General features: G+C 74.5%; 20 protein-coding genes and 1 pseudogene. 10 read left to right on the top strand and 11 right to left on the bottom strand.

Features of this window, described 5'->3' with window-relative positions:
• Window positions 1-9 precede the first annotated feature (9 nt).
• Window positions 10-1,821, bottom strand: coding sequence for a gamma-glutamyltransferase (gene ggt / locus ACLIYP_RS17565; RefSeq protein WP_412714090.1), 1,812 nt, complete (start codon window positions 1,819-1,821; stop codon window positions 10-12).
• 346 nt (window positions 1,822-2,167) lie between these two features.
• Here ggt and ACLIYP_RS17560 point away from each other — a divergent pair, with 346 nt between their 5' ends.
• Entirely contained in the window at window positions 2,168-2,470 is a 303-nt protein-coding gene (locus ACLIYP_RS17560; RefSeq protein ID WP_412714079.1) for a DUF6343 family protein, read from the top strand.
• Between the two features lie 105 nt (window positions 2,471-2,575).
• Here the strand turns inward: ACLIYP_RS17560 and ACLIYP_RS17555 are convergent, their stop codons facing one another.
• Window positions 2,576-3,757 (bottom strand): zinc-dependent alcohol dehydrogenase, encoded by a 1,182-nt coding sequence (locus ACLIYP_RS17555; protein WP_412714078.1) that lies wholly within the window; start codon window positions 3,755-3,757, stop codon window positions 2,576-2,578.
• A 121-nt stretch (window positions 3,758-3,878) separates the two neighbouring features.
• Between ACLIYP_RS17555 and ACLIYP_RS17550 the strand changes: the two genes are divergently transcribed.
• Together ACLIYP_RS17550 and ACLIYP_RS17545 are read left to right on the top strand one after the other, a co-directional pair.
• Complete coding sequence (locus tag ACLIYP_RS17550; RefSeq protein ID WP_412714077.1) at window positions 3,879-4,544, top strand: HemK2/MTQ2 family protein methyltransferase; 666 nt, start codon at window positions 3,879-3,881, stop codon at window positions 4,542-4,544.
• Window positions 4,528-4,794, top strand: coding sequence for a CDGSH iron-sulfur domain-containing protein (locus ACLIYP_RS17545; protein WP_412714076.1), 267 nt, complete (start codon window positions 4,528-4,530; stop codon window positions 4,792-4,794). Before ACLIYP_RS17550 ends, ACLIYP_RS17545 begins: the two co-directional genes overlap by 17 nt.
• Window positions 4,795-4,861: 67 nt before the next feature.
• Here the strand turns inward: ACLIYP_RS17545 and ACLIYP_RS17540 are convergent, their stop codons facing one another.
• Window positions 4,862-5,953: an iron-containing redox enzyme family protein gene (locus ACLIYP_RS17540; RefSeq protein WP_412714075.1), complete on the bottom strand. Its 1,092-nt coding sequence runs from the start codon at window positions 5,951-5,953 to the stop codon at window positions 4,862-4,864.
• The gene (locus tag ACLIYP_RS17535) at window positions 5,950-7,086 is read right to left on the bottom strand and encodes a carboxylate-amine ligase (protein ID WP_412714074.1); all 1,137 of its coding nucleotides are present in this window, start codon (window positions 7,084-7,086) and stop codon (window positions 5,950-5,952) included. Before ACLIYP_RS17535 ends, ACLIYP_RS17540 begins: the two co-directional genes overlap by 4 nt.
• Window positions 7,087-7,272: 186 nt before the next feature.
• On the opposite strand from ACLIYP_RS17535, the gene ACLIYP_RS17530 reads away from it, so the two are divergent.
• Entirely contained in the window at window positions 7,273-7,866 is a 594-nt protein-coding gene (locus ACLIYP_RS17530) for a hemerythrin domain-containing protein (RefSeq protein WP_412714073.1), read from the top strand.
• Window positions 7,867-8,014: 148 nt separating this feature from the next.
• Here the strand turns inward: ACLIYP_RS17530 and ACLIYP_RS17525 are convergent, their stop codons facing one another.
• On the bottom strand, window positions 8,015-9,223 hold the full coding sequence (locus tag ACLIYP_RS17525) for a hypothetical protein (protein ID WP_412714072.1): 1,209 nt from the start codon (window positions 9,221-9,223) through the stop codon (window positions 8,015-8,017).
• A 269-nt stretch (window positions 9,224-9,492) separates the two neighbouring features.
• Here ACLIYP_RS17525 and ACLIYP_RS17520 point away from each other — a divergent pair, with 269 nt between their 5' ends.
• Together ACLIYP_RS17520 and ACLIYP_RS17515 are read left to right on the top strand one after the other, a co-directional pair.
• Entirely contained in the window at window positions 9,493-10,155 is a 663-nt protein-coding gene (locus tag ACLIYP_RS17520) for a hypothetical protein (protein WP_412714071.1), read from the top strand.
• On the top strand, window positions 10,152-11,693 hold the full coding sequence (locus tag ACLIYP_RS17515; protein ID WP_412714070.1) for an FAD-dependent oxidoreductase: 1,542 nt from the start codon (window positions 10,152-10,154) through the stop codon (window positions 11,691-11,693). Before ACLIYP_RS17520 ends, ACLIYP_RS17515 begins: the two co-directional genes overlap by 4 nt.
• Here ACLIYP_RS17515 and ACLIYP_RS17510 read toward each other — a convergent pair.
• The gene (locus ACLIYP_RS17510; protein WP_412714069.1) at window positions 11,578-11,889 is read right to left on the bottom strand and encodes an EamA family transporter; all 312 of its coding nucleotides are present in this window, start codon (window positions 11,887-11,889) and stop codon (window positions 11,578-11,580) included. The two genes, ACLIYP_RS17515 and ACLIYP_RS17510, sit on opposite strands and share 116 nt — an antisense overlap.
• 95 nt (window positions 11,890-11,984) lie before the next feature.
• Here ACLIYP_RS17510 and ACLIYP_RS17505 point away from each other — a divergent pair.
• Window positions 11,985-12,551, top strand: a pseudogene (locus ACLIYP_RS17505) (LysR substrate-binding domain-containing protein); the annotation flags it as partial.
• Here the strand turns inward: ACLIYP_RS17505 and ACLIYP_RS17500 are convergent.
• The 3 genes from ACLIYP_RS17500 to ACLIYP_RS17490 form a co-directional block, all read right to left on the bottom strand.
• Entirely contained in the window at window positions 12,521-13,888 is a 1,368-nt protein-coding gene (locus ACLIYP_RS17500; protein ID WP_412714068.1) for a transglycosylase family protein, read from the bottom strand. The pseudogene ACLIYP_RS17505 and the gene ACLIYP_RS17500 sit on opposite strands and share 31 nt — an antisense overlap.
• Window positions 13,889-14,157: 269 nt before the next feature.
• Window positions 14,158-14,853, bottom strand: a complete 696-nt coding sequence (locus ACLIYP_RS17495) for an HhH-GDP family DNA glycosylase (RefSeq protein ID WP_412714067.1) — start codon at window positions 14,851-14,853, stop codon at window positions 14,158-14,160.
• A 7-nt stretch (window positions 14,854-14,860) separates the two neighbouring features.
• Window positions 14,861-15,742: a DUF72 domain-containing protein gene (locus ACLIYP_RS17490; protein WP_412714066.1), complete on the bottom strand. Its 882-nt coding sequence runs from the start codon at window positions 15,740-15,742 to the stop codon at window positions 14,861-14,863.
• A gap of 140 nt (window positions 15,743-15,882) precedes the next feature.
• Between ACLIYP_RS17490 and ACLIYP_RS17485 the strand changes: the two genes are divergently transcribed.
• Window positions 15,883-16,293, top strand: a complete 411-nt coding sequence (locus ACLIYP_RS17485; protein WP_412714065.1) for a hypothetical protein — start codon at window positions 15,883-15,885, stop codon at window positions 16,291-16,293.
• A 43-nt stretch (window positions 16,294-16,336) separates the two neighbouring features.
• Here the strand turns inward: ACLIYP_RS17485 and ACLIYP_RS17480 are convergent, their stop codons facing one another.
• Complete coding sequence (locus ACLIYP_RS17480) at window positions 16,337-16,534, bottom strand: hypothetical protein (RefSeq protein WP_412714064.1); 198 nt, start codon at window positions 16,532-16,534, stop codon at window positions 16,337-16,339.
• An 89-nt stretch (window positions 16,535-16,623) separates the two neighbouring features.
• Window positions 16,624-17,079, bottom strand: a complete 456-nt coding sequence (locus ACLIYP_RS17475) for a chaplin (RefSeq protein ID WP_412714063.1) — start codon at window positions 17,077-17,079, stop codon at window positions 16,624-16,626.
• Between the two features lie 294 nt (window positions 17,080-17,373).
• On the opposite strand from ACLIYP_RS17475, the gene ACLIYP_RS17470 reads away from it, so the two are divergent.
• Window positions 17,374-18,471, top strand: coding sequence for a hypothetical protein (locus tag ACLIYP_RS17470; RefSeq protein WP_412714062.1), 1,098 nt, complete (start codon window positions 17,374-17,376; stop codon window positions 18,469-18,471).
• Between the two features lie 47 nt (window positions 18,472-18,518).
• A partial coding sequence (locus tag ACLIYP_RS17465; protein ID WP_412714061.1) for a glycosyltransferase family 4 protein occupies window positions 18,519-19,192 on the top strand: 674 nt, incomplete at its 3' end.

Raw genomic sequence — 19,192 nt, 5'->3', positions numbered from 1 at the left:
CGGGGAGCGTCAGCGGGAGGGGCGCACCACCATCGCCGAGCCCCCGCCGCGCCGCTCCGGTTCGGCGACGGCCCGCACCCGCCCGTCGGGCAGCACCTCCAGCGCGGCGACCGCGCCGATCTCCGGGGACGGGGTGAACGCCGACGGCGGAAGGGCGAACCGGTGGCCCAGCCGCTCCAGCGGCGCCCGCTCGGCGGCGGACTCCAGGAAGGCCGGCTCCGCCAGCGTGGCCGTGGTGTTGCGCTGCGACAGCCGCGGCGCCGCGACCGCCTCGGGCAGCGCCATGCCCAGGTCGAGCCGGTTGACGAGGGTCTGCAGCACGGTGGTGATGATGGTGGAGCCGCCCGGCGAGCCCAGCGCCAGCAGCGGACGGCCGTCCTCCAGCACGATCGTGGGCGTCATGCTGCTGCGCGGCCGCTTGCCCGGGCCGGGCAGGTTCGGACCGGCCACCTCCTGCGACAGGGGGGTGAAGTCGAAGTCCGTCAGCTCGTTGTTGAGCAGGAAGCCCCGGCCCGGCACGGTGATGGCCGAGCCGCCGGTCTGCTCGATGGTGAGCGTGTACGACACCACGTTGCCCCAGCGGTCCGCGGTGACCAGGTGGGTGGTGGACGGGCCCTCGTGGTCCTCGCCGCCACCGCTGCCCGCGGAGCACTCCCAGGAGTCCGGGTCGCGCGGGTCGGCGGGCGCCAGCGGGCTGGTCAGCGCCCGGTCCGGGTCGATCAGGCAGGCCCGCTCCTTGGCGAAGCGCTCCGACAGCAGCTCCTCGGTGGGTACGTCGGAGAACGCCGGGTCGCCCACCCAGCGGTTGCGGTCGGCGTACGCGATCCGGCTGGCCTCCAGGTAGTGGTGGAGCGCCTGGACGCGGTCCGCCCCGGCGAGGTCGAAGCCCTCCAGGATGTTCAGCGCCTCACCGGCGGTGGTGCCGCCGGAGGAGGAGGGGGCCATGGAGTACACCTCCACCCCCCGGTAGTCCACCTTCACCGGCCGCTGGTGCAGTACGCGGTACCGGGCGAGGTCGTCGGCGGTCATCAGGCCCGGCCGCACCCTGCGGTCGGCGTCCGGCGCCACGGGCGGCCTGCGGACGGTGGAGGCGATCTCGCGGGCGAGCCGCCCCCGGTGGAGCGCGTCCGCGCCCTCGCGGGCCAGCAGCCGGTAGGTGCCGGCCAGGCCGGGGTTGCGGAACCGCGAGCCGACCTCGGGCAGTTCACCGCCGGGCAGGAACAGCTCGGCGGTCGAGGTGAAGTCGCGGAAGCGGTCCTCGTTCAGCTCCGTCTGGGCGCGGAACTCCTCGTCGACGGTGAAGCCGCGCTCGGCGAGGCGGACGGCGGGCCGCAGGGCCCTGGCCAGGGAGACGGTGCCCCATCTGTCCAGAGCCGCCTCCCAGGTCGCGGGAGTGCCGGGAACGCCCACCGACAGACCGGAGTTGACCGCCTCGTCGAAGGGGATCGGCCTGCTGGTGGCCGGGTCGAGGAAGGAGTCCGGCCGCATGGCGGCCGGGGCGGTCTCCCGGCCGTCGAGGGTGTGGACGCGGCCGGTGCGCGCCTCGTAGTGGACGAGGTAGCCGCCGCCCCCGACACCCGCCGAGTAGGGCTCGACGACACCGAGCGCCGCCGCGGTGGCCACGGCGGCGTCCACCGCGTTGCCGCCCGCGCGCAGCACCTCCAGTCCGGCGCGGGAGGCGTACGGGTCGACGCTGGAGACCGCACCGCCGTACCCGGTGGCGACGGGCCGCTTCGCCGGCGGCTCACGGCCGGTGTCGGCGGCCTGCGCCGCGGCGGTCGGCGCGAGCAGCAGCACCGGCAGCGCCAGGACCAGTGCCATCAGCAAGGCCGGCACCAGTACCGGGACCAGTGCCAGGACCGGTGCCGACGCCGGGGCAGGCGCCGGGAGCGGAGTCCCCGCGGTGCCGGCGCGGCGGCGGAACGGGGAGCGCGGGGAACGGGGGAGACGGGCGCTGCGGAAATGCCGGACGGGCATGGAGCCTCCGTGGTATCCGGGGACGCTCGGATCCCGGAAACCCTGTCAGCACGAGGAGGCTCGCGGCAACAGCGCCGCGCCGCCCGCCGCGTCCGGCGCGGCCGCATGGCCGGGAGCGGTGACGGGTACCCGGCGCGGCCGGGGCCCCCGGAGGGCCCGGGAGGGCCCCGAGCCGAGGAGGTGCACCCGTATGCGGATCCCCGGCCGGTCGCGCACCGGCACCGAGCCCGTGACGGCCCGCAGCCCGCTGGGCCTGCGGCTGCTGCTGTCCGTCCTGTACACCCCGGTCTTCCTGGCCGGGACGGTGTTCTTCGCCCTCTGGGCGGCGGACTCGGGGCCGGGCGACAGCCCCAGCGCGGGTTCGCTGCGCACCATCGCCTGGATCTGTGCCGTGCTGACCGTGGTAGGGCTGATCGACCTGGTCGTGGTCCTGGTGCGCCGCAGGCGCGAACGCGAGGGGAGCGTGGGAGGGGGAGGGCGGCGCGGGCCGTGAGGGTCCGGTCTTCCGGCCCGCGCCGCCCCGTCGAAGACCCCCGTCGAAGGCCCCGCCGGAAGAGGCCGGACAGGGCCGGGCAGGGCCGGGGGAAGGCGGCCCGACCTACGGCCGCAGGACGATCTTCACAGCCCCGTCGGCCTTCTTCTGGAACATCTCGTACGCCTCGGGGGCCTTCTCCAGCGGCACGTGGTGGGTGGCGAAGTCGTCAACGCCCAGCACGTCCTCGTCCGTCAGCAGCGGCAGGATCTCCGGCACCCAGCGACGGACGTTGGCCTGGCCCATCCGCAGCTGGATCTGCTTGTCGAACAGGGTGAGCATCGGCAGCGGGTCGGTCATGCCGCCGTAGACGCCGATGATCGAGATGGTGCCGCCGCGCCGCACCGCGTCGATGGCGAGCTGGAGGGCGGCCAGCCGGTCCACGCCCGCCGTGGTCATCAGCTTCTCGGCGATCTTCTTCGGCAGCAGCCCGGCCGACTTCTGCGCCACCTCGGCGACCGCGCTGCCGTGGGCCTCCATGCCCACCGCGTCGATGACCGCGTCCGCGCCGCGCCCGCCGGTCCTCTCCCGGATGACGTCGGCGACGTCGTCGTGCTCGGTGAGGTCCAGCACGTCCACGCCGCGCGCCCGGGCCCGCTCCAGCCGCTCGGGCACCAGATCGACGCCGATCACCTTCTCCACCCCCAGGTGCAGCGCGATCCGGCAGCACATGTCGCCGATGGGGCCCAGGCCCAGCACCGCCAGCGAGCCGCCCTTGGGCGCGTCCGCGTACGCCACCGCCTGCCAGGCCGTCGGCAGCACGTCCGACAGGTACAGGAAGCGGTCGTCCGCGGGGCCCTCGGGGACCTTGATCGGTCCGTAGTGCGCCTGCGGCACCCGCAGGTACTGGGCCTGGCCGCCGGGCACCTGGCCGTAGAGCTTGGTGTAGCCGAAGAGCGAGCCGCCGGTGCCGAACCTGCGGTTCTGGGTGGTCTCGCACTGGGTCTGGAGGTCCTGCGAGCACATGAAGCAGGTACCGCAGGCGATCTGGAACGGCATCACCACGCGGTCGCCGGGGGAGAGGTTCGGCACCTCGGGGCCGACCTCCTCCACGATGCCCATCGGCTCGTGCCCGAGGATGTCACCCTCCGTCATGAACGGGGTCAGCACGTCGTACAGGTGCAGGTCCGAGCCGCACAGCCCGCTCGAGGTGATCCGCACCACCGCGTCCGTCGGCTCGCGGACCGCCGGGTCGGGTACCTCGTCCACCCGTACGTCGCGCCGGCCGTGCCAGACGACTGCCTTCATCGCTCTCCACCTCTTTCCGTAGGGGGACCGGCCGGGTACCCCGGTGCGCGCGGGCCAGTCACCGGCCCGCGGGCCCGGGACGGGCGCGTTAGGGGAGCGGCAAACGAGGTATCCGGTGTTCATGCTGCTGCTCAGGCCCCCCGGGGTGTACGCGCCGCAGGACGACACCTGGCTGCTGAGGCAGGCGCTGCACGACGCCGCGCTCGCCCCCGGTGCCCGCGTCCTGGACCTCTGCACGGGCACCGGAGTGCTCGCCATGACCGCCCTGCGCATGGGCGCGGCCGAGGCGGTGGCGCTGGACGCCTCGCCCCGGGCCGTGCTCGCCGCCCGCTGCAACGCCTGGCTGCACCGGCTGCCGCTGACGGTGCGGCGCGGCGATCTCACCGACGCCCGGGCCGAGGCGGAGAACGGGCGCCCCTTCGACGTGGTCCTCACCAATCCGCCGTACGTCCCCTCCCCGCGGCGCGAACTGCCCCGCAGGGGCGCGGCGATGTGCTGGGACGGCGGGCCGGACGGCCGCGCGGTGCTGGACAGGCTGTGCGCGTACGCGCCCTCGCTGCTGGCGCGGGGCGGCACGATGCTGATGGTCCACTCGGCGCTGTGCGGCACCCGGGTGACGCTGGGGCTGCTGCGCGAGCGGGGCCTGAAGTCCTCGGTGGTGGCCCGCACCACCATCCCGTTCGGTCCGGTGCTGCGCGAACGCGCCGCCTGGCTGGAGGAGCGGGGCCTGATCGCGCCGGGGCAGCGAACCGAGGAACTGGTGGTGGTCCGTGCCGACCGTCCCTGAACCCGCGGCGGAGGGCCGTGCCCGGCGCGTGGTGATCGACCCCGAGGGCCCGGTACTGGTGGAGGGCCCGGTGGAGGTCGTCCTCCCCGACGGCCGCGTCGCCCGGTCGGACCGCTTCACGGTCGCCCTGTGCGCCTGCCGTCGCAGCCACCGCTACCCGTGGTGCGACACCAGCCACCGCCGCAAGGAGCGCCGCCCGAGGCCCACGGCGGACCCGGACCCGGACCCGGAGGCGGACCCGGAGGCGTAGGAGGGCCGGGGCGCGGACCGGGGCCGGCCGTCACCGCCCCGGCCCCGGCCCCGAAACCGGAACCGGCTCAGGCGTCCAGCGGACGCCGCAGCGAGGTGGCGCCGCGGTGCCAGGCCTCCAGCAGACGGTCCGCCAGACGCTCCTCCAGCAGCTCGGTGGCGCGGATGCCGAACACGACGTCGGTGGCCAACTCCGGTTCGCGCGCCAGCAGATCGCCGATGACGTCCCGGCGCATCACCTGCTCGTGCACGGCGTCCGCCTCGATGTGCTCGGTGAAGAACAGCACGCACTCGGGCGCGGCGCCCATCCTCTCCAGCGCCCTGGCCATCTTCCGGGCGCTGGGCGCGGTGCTGATCTCGGCCGCCGCGAAGTGGCCCACCAGCGCACCGCGCAGGGCCCGGTGCAGCCCGCACAGCGACATCAGGTTCACCCCGGCGACGATCGGGGCGGGCACGTCGTCGAGGTAGCGCAGATAGGACGGGTCCAGGCCCGCGCCCGCCATCAGGTCCGCGAACAGCCGCGCGTGCACCCGCTCTCCGCGGCCCCCGCCGAACTCGTCGTACTCCACCGCCACCAGCGACGCCTTGGCCTGGCCGTCGAGACGGGGGATGACCCAGGCGTGCGGGTCGGCCTCCTTGAGGTGGTAGACCGAGCGGTGGGCGATGTACTCGCGCATCTGCCACCACTCGCCCTCGCGCAGCAGGAAGTCCGACACCCCGCCGCCCTCGGCCGGCTCCACCAGCAGCGGCTCCAGCGCGGCGGGCACGTCCGAGTCCGAGGCCGTGCCGGTGAGGGTGTCGCGGCGCAGGGCGGCCAGGAAGACCCGTTCCAGACCGGCGCGCAGCCGCAGCAGGTCCGGGTCCCACTCCCACTCGGCCGACACGCCCGCGAAGCCCCGGTAGTGCAGCTCGTAGCAGACGTACAGGGCCAGTTGCAGGTCCTCGCCGTACGGATCGGCCTCCTCCACCGCCGCCCCGAGGGACGACGGCAGCCGCGCGGGTGGCGGGGCGGCCAGTGCTTCCAGCACCGCGGCGCTCAACCGGCCGCGGGGAGAAGGCAGTTCGGCTGTGACGGCGCCCGAGGGGATGCCGCCGTCCCGCGGGCCGGCGGCGGACGCGCCGACGGCCCGCTCCGCGGCCGTACCGGTGGTGGTCGTCATGCTCGCTTGTGCTCCCTCGCGTCGGTCTGGGCGGCCAGCAGTTCCACCACCGCCCGGGGGCCGCCCCGCGCCCAGGCACGCCGCTGCCGGTCGGCCCCGGTGCCGTTCTCGCGCACCGCGTCCAGCAGCCGCCGTACGGCCTCGGTGTCGCCGGTCTCCTCCAGGGCGGGCGCGACGTGCCGCAGCAGCGCCTCCAGCAGTTCGCCGGCCGGCACGCGGGCGCGGGTGACCGGGTCGACGCCGTCGCCCCGCAGCCCGTAGCGCGCCGCGGCCCACACCGCGGCCCGGGCCGCCCGCTCGTCCAGTTCCGGCTCCGGCACCCCGGCCTCCAGCTCGGCCAGGGCCCGGCGCACCAGGGCCCGGCCCAGCGCGGCCTGGAGCACCGCGTCGTCGACGGTGGCCGCCGCGTCCGCGACCCGGAACTCGACCGTGGGCAGCCACGGCGAGGGACGCATCAGCCAGAAGCTCATCCGGTCGTCGATCAGCGCGCCGTAGGACACCAGCCGCTCCACCTCCGCGTCGTAGAAGGCGGCGTCGGGGAAGCGGGGAGGCATTCCGGCGGCGGGGAAGCGCAGCTGCTCCATCATGCGCCAGCTGGCGTAGCCGCGGTCGCGTCCCTCGCAGAAGGGGGAGTTCACCGACAGCGCCAGCAGCGTCGGCAGCCAGCGGCGCACCCGGTTGACCACGGCCACCGCGGTCTCCCGGTCCGCCACGCCCACGTGGACGTGGCAGCCGCACACCTGGTAGTCGTCCACGATGTCGGCGAAGAGCTCCGAGATGCGGCGGAAGCGCTCGCCCTCGGCCACCGGAGGCCGCCCGTCGCTCAGCACGGCCGCCCCGGAGGACAGCAGCAGCAGCCCCTCCTCCCTGGCTGCGTCCACCAGCCGGGCGCGGTCCTCCGCGAGCTCCCTGCGGACCTCCTCCAGGGAGGTGCACACCCCGGTGGCGGACTCCACCTGGCTGGAGAGGAACTCCGCCTTGTAGCCGGAGCCGTCGGCGGCGGACGCCTCGTGATGGGCGCGGCGCAGCACCGCCTGGGCACCGGGCACGGTGCGTGCGGTGGTCGGGTCGGCCAGGAGGAACTCCTCCTCGACCCCCATGGTCAGTCCCCCGGCGGTTCCATCCCTGGTCACGGCAGTGTGGGTACCCCCGGCCCGCCCGGCGAAACGAGCAGGGGTTTTCCGCGGGGGGCCACGGGTACCGCGACCGTTCGCACCGAGCGCCACCGGGCCGGTGACAGGGGCCGGTGGCGCGACGGGATCCGGCACGGACCCCTGGGGCGATCGGCCGACGGCAGCTCACGGAAGGAAACCCCCCACATGGCGGGACGGCAGGAGACGGCGGACATCAGCGGACACGGCGGGAGCGGCGAGAGTGCGGTGGCGCTGCTCATGCGGCAGCACGGCGAGATCCGGAACCTCTTCGACGAGGTGGAGGCCACCGAGGGCGACGCCCGGCGGGACGCCTTCCACCGCCTGGTGAGGCTTCTGGCGGTGCACGAGACCGCCGAGGAGGAGGTGGTCCACCCCTATGCCCGGCGCAACATCGACGGCGGCGAGAGCGTGGTGGAGGAGCGCCTGGAGGAGGAGAAGAAGGCCAAGGAGGCCCTGAGGGACCTGGAGGACATGGACCCGGACAGCCCCGAGTTCATGCCCCGCCTGGAGGCGCTGCGGCACGACGTGGAGGCGCACGCCCGCGCCGAGGAACGCTACGAGTTCATCCACATTGCGCGCGAGACCGAACCCGAGCGGCTGCGCACCATGGCCAGGGCGCTGAAGGCGGCGGAGGCGACCGCGCCCACCCGCCCGCACCCCGGCGTGGAGACCGCCGCCGAGAACCTGGCCGTCGGCCCGCCGGCCGCCGTGGCCGACCGGGCCCGCGACGCCGTGCGCAAGGCGATGGGCCGGCACTGAGGCAGGCACTGAGGCAGGCACCGAGGCAGGCACCTAGGCCGCGGGCGGCCGCCGAACGGGCCGCCGGGGCCTCCCGCACATGCGGCCGGGCTGTCCCCTCCCCGAGCGGGGAGGGGACAGCCCGGCCGCATCGCGCGGAAGGCAGGGATCAGGCCCGCTGGCGCTCGCGCAGCGAGGCGTCCGGGTGCTCACCCTCGGTGCTCAGCCGGTACTCGCCCCCGAACATCTCCCGGTGCCGGTCGATCACCCGCTCGCTCGGCGGCTCCTCGCCGCCGTGGATCTGCTCCTGCATCCGCTCGAAGCGCTCGTGCGCCTCGCGCACGTACCCCGCGCCCAGCGTCGTCAGGTCCAGCTGGGTGGCCAGCAGCTCGCGGATGTAGCCCTTGTTGGGCTCGAAGGCCAGGACGTTCGGCAGCTCCGGCGCCAGGACCTCCTCCGGCTCGCGGCCGTCGTGCCGCCGCATCAGGTCGCAGGCGATGTGCAGGTGCTCCAGCTCCATGTTCAGGTGCAGCTCCCAGATCGCCCTGACCTTCGGGTCGCTCTCCTGCTGCATGAACGAGTGGTACAGGTAGCACTCGTTGTACTCGTGGTTGACCAGCCGCTCCCACCACGTCTCGCCCGGGTCCACCAGCGACTCGTAGTGCGTGACGTGCTCCTCCTCGATAAGCCCGATCTCCTGGTAGAGCCGGCGGGCGATGGGCTCCATGTACTGGGGGCCCACGTTCATGTAGAAGTTCATGGTCTGCTGCTCGGCCGACATGATCGTCAGCGCGTGCAGCTTGGAGAGCGGGTTCGCGCGGTCCTTGTCGTACGGGTCGCGCACGTTGTCCGCCGGGTGCCGGTGGTGGTACTTGGTCGGCCGGCCCGGGATGACCTCGGTGACCTGGTCGACGATCTTCTCGGCCTTGCGGTGCTCGATCATCTCGTAGAGGTTCGAGTACCGGTAAAGGTGGTCGAAGTCCTCCAGGACGCCGAACTGGTACGCCTGCTTGAGGTACGGGTCCGGCTCCATCCGGGCGACCCAGGCGGTGAGGTCGACGGCCACCTGCTCGTAGGCGATCGTCGTCTCCAGCACCGAGGACAGGCCCGGCAGCAGCCAGTTGACCGTCTTCTGCTGCTGCTGCTCGATGTACCGCACCTCGGCGAGCTGCCGCTTGACGTCCATGTCCGGGCACACCCGGGCGAAGTGGTGGCTGAACATGATCGCCTCCACCTCGATGCCGTTCATCGTGATGATGCGGCAGCGGGTGTAGGGGTCGGCGTGGTTCGGGTCGATCGGCTCGACGTCGAGTTCACGCCAGTTGCGGAGCTGCCGGTCCAGCGGGATGCCGCGCTGCTCCAAGGGGTTGAAGGTCACCTGGTTCCTCCTGCTCGTCCACTGCGCTGACGCGCCCGGGACGCGGCCGCACCACGGCTGCCGCACACCACTGCTTCCCCCGGCACCGGACGCGAGGCGCCGGGGTACCCCTGCGCCCACCCCCGAAACCGCGCGATCGGGGCCCGGACGGGGCACACCGCGCGTTTCCGCCCGGTACCGGCGGGTACCGGGCGGGTCGATGAGAGCCGACCGGATCACCGAAGCGTGCGCGCCCCTGACCGACACCGGGACCCGGAGGGAGACCGACCATGGCTGACGAGAACGAGCCCACCGCCGCGGGCGACGAGAGCAGGCCCGAGCTGGCGGAGGAGGACGCCACCGTCAACGACGACGAGACCCCCGGCCTGCCGCCCGAGGGGGAGCCCGCCACCGGTCCCAGCCCCGGCGACTCGGCACTGGACGCCCCCTACGACCCGGGCGGCCGCCCCGAGGACGAGGGGATCCCCGACCTGCAGAACGGCATGCCCGAGCAGGAGTGGATGAACGACCCGCAGCAGATGCCCGTCCCCGGCGAACGCCCGGTGGCCGCCGAGGAGTGGGGCACCACCTACTCCGAGCAGCTGGAGGGCAAGCCCCTGGGCGACCGGCTGGCCGAGGAGGAACCCGACGTGGGGGAGACCTCCCGGGCCTCCGGCCCCCCGGAGGACGAGACCGGCCAGCTCAGCGACGACCCGCTGGGCGACCGGCCCGCCAACCAGGACGTGTTCTCCCACGAGTCCGCGGCCGAGGGCCTGGCCCCGGAGGAGTCGGCCGTCCACACCGTCGAGGAGGACCGCGACATCGGCCAGCTCAGGGGCGAGGAGGACGCCGACCAGTTCGGTCCGCCCGAGGGCGTGGGCGAGGTCGGCCCGTCCGGCGAGGGCGAGGGGACCGGCGTACGCCCCGAGCGCGGAGGGGGCAGCAGGTCATGAGTGCATCCCCGGCCGACAACGAGTCGTACTGGCTGGCGACCGCCCCCGTCACCCCCAAGGTCACCCACCCGCCGCTGGAGCCCGGCAGCGAGACCGACACCGACGTCGTGGTGGTCGGCGGGGGCATCGCGGGCCTGTGCACCGCCTGGGAGCTCGCCCGCGCCGGCCGCCGGGTCACCGTGGTGGAGGCCGACCGGATCGCCGCCGGGGTCACGGGCCACACCACCGCCAAGGTCAGCTCCCTGCACGGCATGGTCTACGACGAGCTGCGCGGCAAACACGGCGCCGACGGCGCCCGGATGTACGCGCTCTCCCAGCAGGACGCGATCGGGCACCTGGCCGCGACCGCCGCCGAGCTGGGCGTGGACTGCGAACTGGAGCGCGTGCCCGCCTACACCTGGGCCGAGTCCGAGGAGACGGCCGAGAAGCTGCGGGCCGAGGCCGAGGCCGCCGCCGAGGCCGGCCTGCCCGCCGCCTACGTCACCGAGACAGGGCTCCCGTTCCCCGTCCGCGGCGCGGTGCGCGTGGCCGACCAGGCGCAGTTCCACCCGCGCAAGTACCTGATGGCGCTCGCCGGGGACCTGGTGCGGCGCGGCGGGCGGATCGCCGAGCGCACCCGCGTGGTGGGCCTGGAGGAGGGCGAGCCGTGCAGGGTGACCGCCGAGAACGGCGCCACGGTCACCGCGAACGCCGTCGTCGTCGCCACCCACTACCCCGTCTTCGACCGGGCGCTGCTGTTCTCCCGGCTGGAGCCGCACCGCGAACTGGTCGTCGCCGCCTCGATCCCCGCCGCGCAGGACCCGGCCGGGATGTACCTCACCCCCGAGAACAACACCCGCTCGGTGCGCACCGCGCCCTACGGGGACGGGCAGCGGCTGCTCATCGTCACCGGGGAGAAGTTCCTGCCGGGGACGGCCGACGTCACCGAGCGCTTCGAGAGGCTGGAGGCCTGGACGCGCGAACGCTTCCCCGACGCACAGGTCGTCCACCGCTGGGCCACCCAGGACAACAGCTCCACCGACCGGGTGCCGTACATCGGGCCCTTCCACCCCGGCGCGCGCCACACCTACGTCGCCACCGGCTTCGGCGGCTGGGGGATGGCGAGCGGGGTGCTGGCGGGCCGGCTGCTCGCCCGGTACGTCACCGGCGAGGACCTGCCGGCCTGGGCGAAGCTGTACGACCCCCGGCGGCTGCCCGGCTTCCGGGAGGCGCCCTCGCTGCTGGGCCTCCAGGCCACCGTCGCCAAGCACTTCGTCGGCGACCGGCTGCGCCCCTCGCACGCCGACTCCGTCGACGAGATCGCCCCGGGCGGCGGCGCCGTCGTACGGATCGGCGGGAGCCGCTGCGCAGTCCACCGCGACGCCGACGGGCGGCTGCACGCCGTCTCGGCCCGCTGCACCCACCTGGGCTGCCTGGTCCACTTCAACGACGCGGAACTGGCCTGGGAGTGCCCCTGCCACGGCTCGCGCTTCGCACCCGACGGCTCGGTGATCCAGGGCCCGGCGACCCACCCGCTGGAGCGGCGCGACCTTGAGTGATCACCGCGCCCACCGCCGCGGCGGTGATGCAGCAGACGGCCGTCCACCGGGCGGAGGAGAGCATCTCGCCCAAGACGGCCAACCCCGCGAGCCCGGCCGCGACCGGCTCGAGGTTCTGCAGCACGCCCACCACCCGGGGCGGCAGCCTGCGCAGGGCGGCCAACTCCAGCGAGTACGGACCGGCGGCCGAGAGCACCGCCCGACCTCGGCACCGTGCGGATGTGCGGCTTCGCCGGCAGTGTCGGCACCCTGCTGGCGCCCGCCGCCGTCCGGCTGTGACGGGCCCACCCGCGGTGGGAGGTCCGGGTGGCGAAGGTGGTCACCACCGCCGAGTGCTACCGGCTGCTCCTGGCGGACCGCGCCGACGTGGGCGTCCTCACCCCGCTCGGGGACAGCCCGCCACTGGACGACTCGCGTTTCGACCAGCGTCCGCTGCTGGACGACCCGCAGGATCTGGTGGTGCCCGCCGGACACCCGCTGGCCGGCCGGGCGGAGGCCGAACTCGCCGACGCCGCACGGGAGGAATGGATCGCCCCGCACCGCGACCAGCACGACCTGATCCTCGCGCTGTGCGCCGCGGCCGGGTTCGCGCCGAGCGTCACCCACCACGCCGACGAGTGGCAGGGGGTTCTCGCCCTGATCGCCCATGGCATGGGCGTCTGCCTGGTGCCGCGTCTGGTCCCCACCGACGGACACGACGGCGTGGCGCGCGTGCCCCTGAGGGGCAGTCCGGCGCCGTACCGCCGTGTCCTGATCTGCGTACGCCGGGGCGGCCACGGGCGGCCGCCCGTGGCCGAGGCGCTGAGAACGCTGGAGGACCTGGGGGATCAGATCCGCACGCCGTTGGCGCGCAGATAGGCCAGCGGGTCGATGTCCGAGCCGTAGCCGGGGCCGGTGCGGATCTCGAAGTGCAGGTGCGGGCCGGTGCTGTTGCCGGTGGAACCCGAACGCCCGATCCGCTGGCCCGCGTTGACCTGCTGGCCGGAGCGCACGGAGATCGCCGACAGGTGGGCGTACTGGCTGTAGCGGCCGTCGGAGTGCCGGATGACCACCTGGTAGCCGTACGCGCCGCCCCAGCCGGCCGAGACGACCTGCCCGCGGCTGACGGACTGCACCGAGGTGCCCGTGGAGACGGGGAAGTCTATGCCGGTGTGGTAGCCGCTGGACCAGCCGCTGCCCGACTGGCGGTACGCGGTGGTGGGGGAGACGCCGCTGACGGGCGCGGCGTAGCCGGGGGAGGCCTGTGCCTTGGAACTCTTGCGCTCGGCCCGCTCGGGCTCGGCCTGCGCCCTGATCTTCTCCTGCGGCTTCTCCTTCTCCGCCGGCGCGGCCCGCTCCTTCGGCTTCTCCCGGACCTCGGGCCTGGCCTGTGCCTCCGGTCTCTCCTGCTCCTTCGGTCTCTCCTGCTCCTTCGGCTTCTCCTGCGGCTCGGACTTCTCCCCGGCCTTCGGCGCGCCCTTCTGCCGGGGCACGGTGGTGCTCCCGCCGGGGGCGTCGTCCTGCCGCGTCCGGACCGCGCCGCCCTGCTGGAGACTGAGCCGCTGCCCGGGGAAGATCAGGTCCGGGTCACCGCCCACGACCGTGCGGTTGCGCTCGTACAGCGCCTGCCAGCCGCCGTGCACATCGTGCTCGTCGGCGATCCCGGAGAGGGTGTCACCGCCGGCCACCACGTACGTCCGGCCGCTGTCCGAGGGTTTGTCCGAGGGCTTGTCGGCGGGTCGCGCAGCCGGTTTCGAGGTCCCGGCCCGCGTCTGGGTACGGGGCTGGTTGCCCTCCGGCTCGGAGGCGGTCTCGGCGGCGGTGCCGGAGCCCCGGTGCTCCCAGGTCAGACCGGCCCGGGGCGAGCACACCGGCCAGGCGGCCGGGCCCTGCCCGTCGAGCACCCGCTCGGCGACGGCTATCTGCTCTTCCCTGGTGGCGAGATCGGCGCGCGAGGCGTAGGCGGTACCGCCGAATTCCTGCCAGGTGCTCTGCTTGAACTGTAAACCGCCGTAGAAACCGTTTCCGGAGTTGATATTCCAGTTGCCGCTGCTCTCGCACGCGGCGACCTTGTTCCAGATCTCCTCGGGCGCGGCGTGGGCGGCGGTGGCCCCGATCAGCGGGATGGCGATTCCGGCCCCTCCCGCGGTGACGGTCAGCGACGCGCGGGAAACCGCGTTGGGCTTGTATCGGCGATGACGCCCTCTTCCGGCCACAGCCGGTCCCTCCCCTACGCCGTATCCGGCGGTCCGTCAGTTGAGCTCTCACGCAATTCCGTTGGCGAGCGCGCCAAAGATAGACGCGCTTTCCGTACGACGGCAAGGGCCCGCCTCAGGGGCCCGACGGCGCCCGTCGTGAAAACCCCGGGCGGGCCACAGCGCGGCACAGCGCGGCACAACGCGGCGCGGGATCGCGCACAACGGCGCGGAAACAGCGCGCAGCGGCATGAAAACAGCGCGGAAACGGCGCGGAAACGGAAACGGAATCACGCCTCCGCGGCGGCGAGCACCTCGTCGGCGGCCTTCCGGTCGAGGGAGACGCGGACCAGCCCCGCGGCCAGCCGCGGCAGCTCCTCCCCGGACACCAGCCGCGCCAGCTCCCGCGACGAGGCGGGCAGCCCCAGCCGCCCCGCGCCCTCGCGCGTCCTGCGGTCGAGGTACGGGGCGAACTCCGGCCAGACGCCCTGCGCCTCGCGCAGGAAGATGTCCGCCCCGGTCGGCCCGATGCCGGGGAAGCGCTGGAGCCGCTCGCCCACCCCGCTCTCCTCGCGCAGCCCGCGCAGGTCCCCCCGGTAGCGCTGGAGGAGCAACTCCGCGCCGTCGCCGAGCTGAGTGGCCGTCCGCTCGTCGTACCGCCGGTAGCCGCCCGCGCCCAGCGCGTCCACCCGCCTCTGCCAGGCCGACTCGGCCATGCTCCGCACGTCGCCCAGCCCGGCGTCGAACAGGGCGCGGGCCGCGGAGACCGCGGTGTCCGCCCGGATACGGGCGCTCAGCAGCAGCGAGAGCACCAGCAGCCGGTACAGCGGCACGGGGGTGTTCCGCAGCCGGATGCCCGCATCCTGTGCGTACGTGTGCCCGTGGAGCTCCAGCAGCGCGCGCACCACGGCGGCGTCCCGCTCCCGCGGTCCGGCGCGCCGGCCCGTGCCCGCCTGCGCATTCCTCTTCCCGCCCGGCTCGGCCATGGCCGCATCACCCCAACAGGTCGCTCATCGTCTCGGCGGCGCGGACGGCCGCGTCGCCGCAGCAGTTGTTGAACAGGACGTGCACCCGGTCGCTCCGCCCCGCCAGCGCCCGTATCCGCGGGACCCACTCGGCGAGCTCCTCCACGGTGTACCGGTGCCGGTAGGAGTCCTCCTTTGAGCCGGTGCCCCAGTGGGGGCTGCGGCCGTGGAAGCGGACCACCGACAGCTCCGGCGCGGTCGCCGCGGCGACCGGCGGCACGGAGGCGGGCAGGCCCTGCGCGGTGTCCACCGCGACCAGCGCCGCGCCGTGGCGCTCGGCCAGGCCGGCCGTGTCCGCGCAGTGCTCGGGCGCGTACCAGCGCGGGTCGCGGAACTCCACCGCCGTGCACCGGCCCAGCGCGCCCGCGCGTGCCAGACACCGCTCCACGAACGCCTCCGCCCCGGGGCCGGGCCGCAGCGACGGCGGGAACTGCACCAGCACCGCGCCCAGCCGCCCGGCCGCGCGCAGCGGCTCCAGCGCGTCGGTGAAGCGCCGCCACACCTCCTCCACGACCGCCGGCCCCAGTGCTCCGGGCCGCACCCGGGCGCCCGCGGGAGCACCGGCCGGGCGCAGCTCCGCCGGGAGCGAGCCGACCCGCGTGGAGTGACCGGTGAGCAGGGAGAACGCCTTGACGTCGAAGACGAACCCGTCGGGGGTGCGCTCGACCCACAGCCGGCTGTTGCGCGTGCTGGGCAGCCCGTAGTACGTCGAGTCCACCTCGACCAGGCCGAAGCGCCCGGCGTAGTACCGCAGCCGCCCCTCCGCCCCCTTGGCCGACGGGGGGTACCACCCGCTGCCGACCAGTGCGGGATCCGTCCACGAGCAGGTGCCGACCAGAATGTTTCCCATGGTCGCCGGGTACCCGCGCCGCGTCGGCGAGATCCGCCGTCAGGAAGCACTCGGGGCGCTCGGGGCGCCCGGGGCGCGCGGGATCCCCCAAGCGCCCCGTTGTCCCGTGGGCCCCGGGCCCCACGGAGAGGAGCGAGGCCATGTCCGCTGAGGACGAGGGCACGGACAGGGAGCGGCGCGCCCGTGAGATCGCCGAGGAGGCCGAGCGCACGCGGAACCCGGGCAACACCGCGTACGGCCCGGGCGAGGAGCTGCCCCGCAGCGGCGAGGACACGGGTACGGGCGAGGACCACTGGGAGCCCGGCGGCGGGGAGGAACCGGGCGCGTCCCCGCTGGGCAAGGGAGACGTGCACGCCGTGGCCGCCGACGACATGGAGCAGCCCGAGATCGCCGAGGGGCCGACCCCGGGAATGCAGCCGGGCGAGACCGTGGAGCGGGGCCCCTGGACCCCGCCGGTGGAGGTGGACCCGCCGGCGGGCCCCAACCTGCCCCGTGACGCGGCGGGGGAGCGGGACGCCGTCCGCGGGCAGGAGGAGGAGGGCGGCCCCTGAGCGCCCTCGCGGGTGCGGCCCGCCGCCCGGCGGGCCGCGCCGTTCAGCCGCCCTCGGGGCGTTCGCCCTTGGGGCCGCGGCCGCGCTCGGTGCGCGGTCCGGAGGAGCGCCGGTGAGGGTCCTGCCGCAGCGACTCGTCGGCCTCCTCGTTGGCATGCCGGTCGGGTACGCCGCCGCGCTCCGCCTCCTTGCGGCGCCGTGCGCGCTGCTTGTCGTAGTCCTTGCTTCCGGGCTCGGGCATGTCCATCACCTCGCCGCACGCGGGTGCCCACCGCTCCCGGAGCCGAAACGGCCCCCGCCCCGCCGGCGTGGCGGAACGGGGGCGCCGGGTCACTTGTTGACGCAGACGTTCCCGGAGGAGGAGTTCAGCGCACCGAGGACGGTCAGCTGGTTGCCGCAGACGTTGAGGTCGAAGTCCATCGGGAACTGGACCACGTTGCCGCTGAGGACGCCGGGGGATCCGAAGGCCACCGCCCCTGCGTAGGCGTCGTGACCTCCGCCGTGACCGCCTCCGTGGTGGTCCTTCTCGTAACCCTTGTGGTGCTCCTTCTTCCCGTGGTCCTTCTTGTGGCCCTTGTCGTGCTCTTTCTTCCCGTGGTCCTTCTTGTGACCCTTCCCGTGGTCCTTCTTCCGGTCCTTCTTGTGACCGTCGCCGTGGTGGCCCTGGTGGTGGCCGCCCTTGTGACCGCCGTGGTGGTCTCCGCAGGCAGACGCGGCTCCCGCGCCGCCGAGAACCAGGGCGCAGGCGGCCGCGGCGATCGCGGCGGTCTTGGCGATACGGATCATCGCCGTTCTCCTTTCGGGATTCTTCGAACCGTGGTCGATCCGGGCTGTGAATGGGTTGTCCGGTCCGGCGGCGGCCCAACAGGAATGATGCGCAGGACCACCCGGAGGGCCCAGCGGGATCACCGTTCCGGTTCCCTCCTGTGGGCCGTACCGCCGCAAGCGGATGCCTTGCGCGCCGGGTTCTGATCCGGGCGGTCACACGCTCGGCGCAACCCCCGCGCGTCACCTCCGGGGGAGGCATAAGCGTCTGTCATGGTTTGCTCCGATTTGGACGGTATCGATCGGAGAAGGTCCATGCGTGTTTCCCTGGGGCTCACCAGCCGAGGAGTGCTGTGCGCACTGGCAGCCGCGGCCCTGGCGATGGCACTGCCGCCGACGGCGGCCGCGCCCGCGCCCGGCGAGGCGCCGCGCATCCCGTTCGGGGAGCGGTACCGCGCCACACAGCACGGCGGCATCGTCCGCGCCGCCAACTCCGCGGCCACCTGCCTCACCCCAGCGGTCACCGGTGCGCCGCCGTGCGCGCAGGCCCGGAAGGGGGTGGCGAAGGGGAACAACGGCGACTACGAGATGACCTACGCCGACGTCGACGACGACCCCAACACCTACAACTCCAGCAGCGCGGAGCTGCGTCTGCCCGCCGGGGCGCGCGTCACCTACGCCCGGCTGTACTGGGGCGGCAACCTGCGGGTCGGCGAGCAGAAGCCCCCCGAGGACAGCGGACGGGTGCTGATCGCCGAACCGCGAGGCCGGTACAAGGAGGTCCTCGCCGACACCGTCATCGGCCACCGCCGCACCGGCGCCATGGACGGGTACACCGCCTCGGCCGACGTCACCGGCCTGGTCGCGCGGTCCGGCGGCGGCTCCTACACCGTCGCCCAGCTCAACGTCGCCGCGGGCCGCTCGCCCGCCGGCGCCTGGGGCGGCTGGACGCTGGTGGCCGCCTACGCCCACCCCGGGGAGCCGCTGCGCCACCTGGTGCTCATGGACGGCTACGAGGCCATGACCCCCTCCAGGAGGGTCCTCGACATCACCGCCGAGGCCCTGCCGGTGCCGCCCGGGGCGTCCGGCGCCGCCGGAGTGGTGGCCTACGACGGCGACCGCGGCCGGGGCGGGGAGACGCTGACGGTGGGCACCGGGACCGCGCCCGCCCACCGGGTGCGCGACGCGGCCAACCCCGCCGACGACCCCATGAACTCCACGATCACCGACCACGGCCGCCCGGCGCCCCGCCGCCTGCCCGCGTACCCCGACACGCTGGGCTACGACTCCGACGTCCACGGCATCACCCCCGCGCTGGCGCGCGGCGGCGACTCGCTGACGTTCCGCTTCACCACCCGCGACGAGGGCTACCAACTCGGGGCGCTCTTCGTGCAGGTCGACGCGCGCCGCTGAGGGCGTGCGCCCGGCGCCCTCGGCCCGACGTCAGAACGGTTCGCTGGATGGGGAGTTCACGCGTGTTCCAGAAAGACCGGGAAGCGGTTCCCGTGACGGTGCTGCACCTGTCCCAGCCCGTGGACGGCGGAGTGGCAAGGGTCGTCACCGACCTTGTCCGCGCCCAGACCGCGGCGGGAACGCGCGCCGTGGTGGCCTGCCCGCCCGGCGGCGCGCTGGGCCGGGACGCCGCCGCGGCCGGCGCGGAGGTGGCCGGCTGGCCCGCGCGGCGCGAACCGGGACCGGGCCTGTACGGCGAGGCCGTACGGGCCGCCCGGCTGGTGCGGCGCATCGGCCCCGACCTGGTGCACACGCACAGCGCCAAGGCCGGGCTGGCTGTGCGGCTCGCCCTGCGGGGCCGCGTTCCCACCGTCCACCAGCCGCACGCCTGGTCCTTCGACGCCGTGGGCGGGGCGACCGCCCGGCTGGCCCTGTACTGGGAGCGGCTGGCGGCCCGCTGGGCGGACCGCGTGCTGTGCGTGTCCGGCGACGAACTGCGGCACGGCGAGGCGTCGGGGGTGCGCGCCCGCTGGGCGGTGGTCCACAACGGCGTGGACACCCGCCGCTTCGGCCCCGCGGACGAGGCCGCCCGCACCCGGGCGCGCACCGCTCTGCCCGCGCTGGCCGGGGTCCCCCCGCACGCCCCCCTGGCCGTCTGCGTCGGCCGGCTGTGCCGGCAGAA

This window comes from Streptomyces nanhaiensis, from assembly GCF_046614825.1.
Lineage (GTDB): Bacteria > Actinomycetota > Actinomycetes > Streptomycetales > Streptomycetaceae > Streptomyces > Streptomyces radiopugnans.
This window is presented reverse-complemented; position numbering and strand designations above follow the sequence as displayed.

What these genes read in the sequence shown, in the direction of transcription:
- ggt (WP_412714090.1), bottom strand. Translation starts at nt 1,821, where the DNA reads ATGGCACTGGTCCTGGCGCTGCCGGTGCTGCTGCTCGCGCCGACCGCC.
- ACLIYP_RS17560 (WP_412714079.1), top strand. Translation starts at nt 2,168, where the DNA reads ATGCGGATCCCCGGCCGGTCGCGCACCGGCACCGAGCCCGTGACGGCC.
- ACLIYP_RS17555 (WP_412714078.1), bottom strand. Translation starts at nt 3,757, where the DNA reads ATGAAGGCAGTCGTCTGGCACGGCCGGCGCGACGTACGGGTGGACGAG.
- ACLIYP_RS17550 (WP_412714077.1), top strand. Translation starts at nt 3,879, where the DNA reads ATGCTGCTGCTCAGGCCCCCCGGGGTGTACGCGCCGCAGGACGACACC.
- ACLIYP_RS17540 (WP_412714075.1), bottom strand. Translation starts at nt 5,953, where the DNA reads ATGACGACCACCACCGGTACGGCCGCGGAGCGGGCCGTCGGCGCGTCC.
- ACLIYP_RS17530 (WP_412714073.1), top strand. Translation starts at nt 7,273, where the DNA reads ATGGCGGGACGGCAGGAGACGGCGGACATCAGCGGACACGGCGGGAGC.
- ACLIYP_RS17520 (WP_412714071.1), top strand. Translation starts at nt 9,493, where the DNA reads ATGGCTGACGAGAACGAGCCCACCGCCGCGGGCGACGAGAGCAGGCCC.
- ACLIYP_RS17515 (WP_412714070.1), top strand. Translation starts at nt 10,152, where the DNA reads ATGAGTGCATCCCCGGCCGACAACGAGTCGTACTGGCTGGCGACCGCC.
- ACLIYP_RS17495 (WP_412714067.1), bottom strand. Translation starts at nt 14,853, where the DNA reads ATGGCCGAGCCGGGCGGGAAGAGGAATGCGCAGGCGGGCACGGGCCGG.
- ACLIYP_RS17490 (WP_412714066.1), bottom strand. Translation starts at nt 15,742, where the DNA reads ATGGGAAACATTCTGGTCGGCACCTGCTCGTGGACGGATCCCGCACTG.
- ACLIYP_RS17485 (WP_412714065.1), top strand. Translation starts at nt 15,883, where the DNA reads ATGTCCGCTGAGGACGAGGGCACGGACAGGGAGCGGCGCGCCCGTGAG.
- ACLIYP_RS17480 (WP_412714064.1), bottom strand. Translation starts at nt 16,534, where the DNA reads ATGCCCGAGCCCGGAAGCAAGGACTACGACAAGCAGCGCGCACGGCGC.
- ACLIYP_RS17475 (WP_412714063.1), bottom strand. Translation starts at nt 17,079, where the DNA reads ATGATCCGTATCGCCAAGACCGCCGCGATCGCCGCGGCCGCCTGCGCC.
- ACLIYP_RS17470 (WP_412714062.1), top strand. Translation starts at nt 17,374, where the DNA reads ATGCGTGTTTCCCTGGGGCTCACCAGCCGAGGAGTGCTGTGCGCACTG.